Source organism: Brevibacterium sp. HMSC063G07, assembly GCF_001810665.1.
Lineage (GTDB): Bacteria > Actinomycetota > Actinomycetes > Actinomycetales > Brevibacteriaceae > Brevibacterium.
This window is the reverse complement of sequence record NZ_KV802322.1, coordinates 1-464: the sequence shown is the minus strand read 5'-3', so window position 1 is coordinate 464 and position 464 is coordinate 1. Positions and strand designations below refer to the sequence as shown.

Here is a 464-nt window from a genome sequence, read left to right as displayed (position 1 = left end):
CGGTAGCCGCGTGAAGTAATGAATCCACGATCTGCTTGTCGAAGGACTCGGCAGATAGCCTCGACCCCAAACTGATCTTTATATGCGTCGATGTAAGAGATCATTTGGTCGCGGGTCGGTCGAGTTCCGCTGCGAAAAAAGCCGAAGCAGTCTTAAGAATCCCGTTTGCTCGTTTCAGTTCGCGGTTTTCTCGGCGCAGACGCTTGAGCTCTTCTTCCATTCCTTCGCCGCCTGACGCATCAGAATTATCACGTACTGAAGCACTGTCACGGTACCAAGCCCGCAACGTGTGGTGAGATACTCCAAGGAGCTCGCCGACCTGAGTGTAGGCGCGTTGCAGTGAGCAAGACTCCAAACGGACCATTTCGATGATCTGATGAACCGCCTTCTCCTTGAACTCGACGGAATACTTTCTAGGCATAGTTCAATCCTTCCTTACCTAAGGTAGGAACTAAACCCAGGAC

General features: G+C 51.7%; 1 pseudogene. It reads right to left on the bottom strand.

Annotated features, from left to right (window positions below):
- Nucleotides 1-421: pseudogene (locus HMPREF2757_RS02375) on the bottom strand (transposase); the annotation flags it as partial.
- Nucleotides 422-464 lie beyond the last annotated feature (43 nt).